The sequence below is a fragment of the Achromobacter sp. genome (genome assembly GCF_057314935.1).
On the sequence record NZ_DBHKZA010000037.1, the window covers coordinates 1 to 4291 of the forward strand.

The window sequence follows — 4291 nt, forward strand, 5'->3', positions numbered from 1 at the left end:
GGCGTTGACGTGCGTGACGAACACCACTTTGTCGCGACCCAGCAGCTCGACCAGCTGGCGCATTTCCGTCTCGATCTCTTCATCGGTCTGGTCGCGCTTGACGATGCGCGAAAGCAGGTCGCGGTCATCCGAAGACAGGCTCTTGAACACGGGGTCCTGGTCCAGCAACACTCGCCGTTCGGCAAGCTTGTCGGCATGGGCCAGCGACCAGAACATGCGGGTGCGCGTGCGGTCGGCGAAGAATTCGCTGAAGTAGCGCACCAGATAGTTGGACTGGATGGGATAGCCGTCGACGGTCAGCAGCTTGCGCGAAGACAGTTCGACCATGTACAGGTCTGCCGGCTTATGCGTGCCGCGGCGCGCCTGCTCGCCGTTCGAGGGCCGGAAGATCACGCGCTGCACGGCGGCGGGAATGTCGGCTTGCCCGAACATGAAGCGCGCCTGCTGCAGCGCTTCGGCGGTGGTGTGCACGAAACCGTAGTTGCGGCCCAGTTGCAGTTTGATCGGATAGCGGCCCACGGCATCGCGCAGCGGCGTATGGATGCGGCAGGTTCCAATGGGAGCGGTGGTGAATGCAGTCATTGAGGGTCTCTCCTGTAGAGATGGATCGCGAGACCGAACTTAGAGAGTCCAGTACAAGAGGTCGGATTGCAGCCGTTTGCTGTCAAGCACGGACTTCAGGTCGCACACCATGCCTCCGCTCTTGACCAGCTGCGGCATGTCTTCCCAGATGGTGTCCATGGTTTCGCGGTGCGGAACCGCAAGGATGAGCACGTCCATGTCCCGGAATTCGTCGCGCTTGACCAGCTTGATGCCGTACTCGTGTTCCATCTGGTCGGCATCGGCCATCGGATCGCACGCAACCGGCGTAATGCCGTATTTGCCCAGGGCGTTGTAAAGGTCCACGACCTTCGAATTGCGGATGTCGGGGACGTTCTCCTTGAACGTCATCCCCAGGATGCCCACACGGGTCGTGGCGTTCAGGCGGCCGTTGCGTGCCAGGGTCTGGACCACGCGCGACGCGACGTGGGTAGCCATGCCGTCGTTGATGCGGCGGCCCGACAGGATGACCTCGGGGTGATAGCCCAGTTCCTGCGCCTTGGAGGTCAGGTAATAGGGATCCACGCCGATGCAGTGCCCGCCCACGAGCCCGGGCGTGAACTTCAGGAAGTTCCACTTCGTGCCCGCCGCCGCCAGCACTTCCGAGGTGCGGATGCCGACCAGGTCGCAGATCTTCGACATTTCGTTCATCAACGCGATGTTGATGTCGCGCTGGGTGTTCTCAAGCACCTTCGCCGCTTCGGCCACCTTGATGGACGAAGCGCGGTGCACGCCCGCGTCGATGATCTTTTCGTAGACGCCGGCGATGACTTCCAGCGATTGCTCGTCCTGGCCAGACACGATCTTGACGATCTTCTCAAGCGGATGCTCGCGGTCGCCCGGGTTGATCCGTTCGGGGCTGTAGCCCAGCTTGAAGTCGACGCCGCAGCGCAGGCCGGATACCTTTTCCAACTCGGGGCCGCAGATTTCTTCCGTCGCGCCAGGGTGGACGGTGGATTCGAAAACCACGATGCATCCCGGACGCAGCACGGGGCCGATCGAGCGGCACGCCCGGACCAGCAAGGAAAAATCGGGATTGTTTTTCTCGTCGACCGGCGTCGGAACCGCGACGACGAAAAAGTCGCAGCCTTCCAGTTCCGTCACCTGGTCGGTGAACTGCATCGGGGAAGCCAGCAATACGTCGCGTTCGATCTCGCCTGTCCAGTCATCACCCTCTTTCAGTCGTGCGATTCGCCGCTTGTCCACATCGAAACCGATGACATCAAAGCGCTTGGAAAATGCGACGGCTACGGGCAGGCCGACATATCCAAGGCCACACACTGCGATTCTCTTTACCACGGGGGACCTCACTGTCTTCATCGTGTCGCAGACACTAGAAATTGACGCCCAGCGACAAGTTATCGACGTGAAATCGAAATAACTTTGTGCTATTTGGGCGGACGTATTGCTTAAGAATAATTACAGCTCGATACCCCTTAATACGTGGGGCGAGACGAGCCAACGAATGGTAGAGGTCCCAGACAGCAAACTTTTTTCTAAAAATTTTTATTGCTGTGGAAATAAATCAGAGATGCCCGTAATAAACCCGGGATTTCCCTCAAATAATTACATTCATTACACAAACGGCAACACAACCAGGCGGCTGAGTTGTTAGTAAATATGAAAAAGCGTTTTTCTTATTTTTGTTTAACCAAACTGAAAAAACATAATACCCTATCGCGATTATTTATTAATGACCGGAGGTAATGGCGGCGCAATTTACCGGGATCTCCCCGCATTATTGGTTATTTACCGCTCAAATCGGGGCCACTATCTGGCGCCTGGGCGATCGGTATTTAAGAGCCACTTGCTGGATCGCCTCTTAATTTGAAACATCGGTCAACCTTATGTTTAATAGCGGCCAATCGCGCCTCCCGAAATTCGCTAGCATGCACCCGCGAAGCCAATCCAGGGACCGGCCGACCGGGGGCCGGCCAACCAGGGGCTCGAACCCGCCCCATCACCCGATTCCGAGGATTCCCATGACGCCGCCAATGCAGAAAGAAGGGCCGGCCCCATGAGCGAGCCGTGGACGATCGGCAAGTCGCGCTTCAAGCGTCCCATTCAGACCTCGCTCGCCGCGGTGGCGCTGCTGTATGTTTCCTGGCTGAGCTTTGACGCGGCCGATGGTGTCCGCCTGCCGCCCGACCCGGCGTCCCTGCGCAGCGTGACCATGCAGGTGGACAAGGTGGCCGAATGCCCGTATTCGGACCGGATCCGGGTCGGCAGCCAGACCAGTTGGCACAGCCCGCGCTGCGTGTATTCCAACGCGCACCCGGGTGCGGCATTGGAGATGCGCGGCGCGGCAGCCCGCTACACGCTCACCCCTCCCGTCCGCCTGGAGTTGATGGTCGATCACGACCCGGCCAACCTGGTGAACGAGTATCACGGGAAGATGGCCAGCGTCTTCACGCGGATAGGGGTCTACGGCCTGCGCCAGGACGGCAAATGGCTGGCGGACCCGGACGCCCAGTACCAGAGCGCCCTGGCCAGCAAGCAAAACAAAAGGCGCAACGGCTGGCTGCTGATCCTGGCGGCGCTGGGCGCCTTCACCTATGCCTACCGGCAGGCCAGGAAGGTCCTGAAAGACAACCCCTACCTGTGGTGATCGGGCGGCTTCGGCCCGGGAAGGATCGGAGCGGTTGGAGCCCAGATCTTGCCCGAACGCCAGGATCCTCAAAAAGCAGAAGGGCCGCGACCGCGGCCCTTCTGTGCATTGAAGGCAGAACTCAGGCCCGGCATGGCGGCAGATGCCGCCCGCCGGCTCCGCCCTTCATCACTCCACCGTCACGCTCTTGGCCAGGTTGCGCGGCTTGTCCACGTCGGTGCCGCGCGCGCATGCCGTGTGGTACGACAGCAGTTGCAGCGGGATCGTGTGCAGGATCGGCGACAGCTTGCCGTAGTTCTCCGGCATGCGGATCACGTGCATGCCTTCGGCGCTTTGGATCTTGCTGTCGGCGTCGGCAAAGACGTAAAGCTCACCGCCGCGCGCGCGCACTTCCTGCATGTTGGACTTCAGCTTTTCCAGCAGCTCGTCCTTGGGCGCGATGGTCACAACAGGCATGTGCTCCGTCACCAGCGCCAGCGGGCCGTGCTTGAGTTCACCCGCCGGATAGGCTTCGGCGTGGATGTAGCTGATTTCCTTCAGCTTCAGCGCCCCTTCCAGCGCGATCGGGTAGTGCATGCCGCGGCCCAGGAACAGGGCGTTTTCCTTGGAGGCGAAACGGTCGGCCCACGCCATGATCTGCGGTTCCAGCGCCAGCACCGAACCGATGGCCACCGGCAGGTGGCGGAGCGCCTTCAGGTGTTCGGCTTCCTGCTCGTCGCTCAGGCGGCCGCGCACTTGCGCCAGCGCCAGCGTCAAGAGGAACAGCGCGGTCAGCTGCGTGGTGAAGGCCTTGGTCGACGCCACGCCGATTTCAACGCCGGCGCGCGTGATGTAGGACAGCTTGCACTCGCGCACCATCGCGCTGGTGGACACGTTGCAGATGGTCAGCGTGTTTTCCATGCCCAGCGAACGCGCGTGCTTCAGCGCGGCCAGCGTATCGGCGGTTTCGCCGGACTGCGAAATCGTCACCACCAGCGAACGCGGATTGGGCACGCTGTCGCGGTAGCGGTATTCGCTGGCGATTTCGACGGCGACCGGGATCTTGGCGATGGACTCGATCCAGTACTTGGCGGTCAGGCCCGC

General features: G+C 60.8%; 3 protein-coding genes and 1 pseudogene. 1 reads left to right on the top strand and 3 read right to left on the bottom strand.

Translation table 11 applies throughout. The annotated features are described in order from the left end of the window. Positions 1-582: pseudogene (locus ACO6D5_RS15290) on the bottom strand (hypothetical protein); the annotation flags it as partial. Between the two features lie 39 nt (positions 583-621). Continuing rightward, the gene (locus ACO6D5_RS15295) at positions 622-1881 is read right to left on the bottom strand and encodes a nucleotide sugar dehydrogenase (RefSeq protein ID WP_485825847.1); all 1260 of its coding nucleotides are present in this window, start codon (positions 1879-1881) and stop codon (positions 622-624) included. 736 nt (positions 1882-2617) lie between these two features. On the opposite strand from ACO6D5_RS15295, the gene ACO6D5_RS15300 reads away from it, so the two are divergent. Further along, positions 2618-3208: a hypothetical protein gene (locus tag ACO6D5_RS15300; protein WP_485825848.1), complete on the top strand. Its 591-nt coding sequence runs from the start codon at positions 2618-2620 to the stop codon at positions 3206-3208. A gap of 168 nt (positions 3209-3376) precedes the next feature. Here ACO6D5_RS15300 and glmS read toward each other — a convergent pair. Further along, the coding region (glmS, locus tag ACO6D5_RS15305) for a glutamine--fructose-6-phosphate transaminase (isomerizing) (protein WP_485825849.1) at positions 3377-4291 on the bottom strand (915 nt) is incomplete at its 5' end.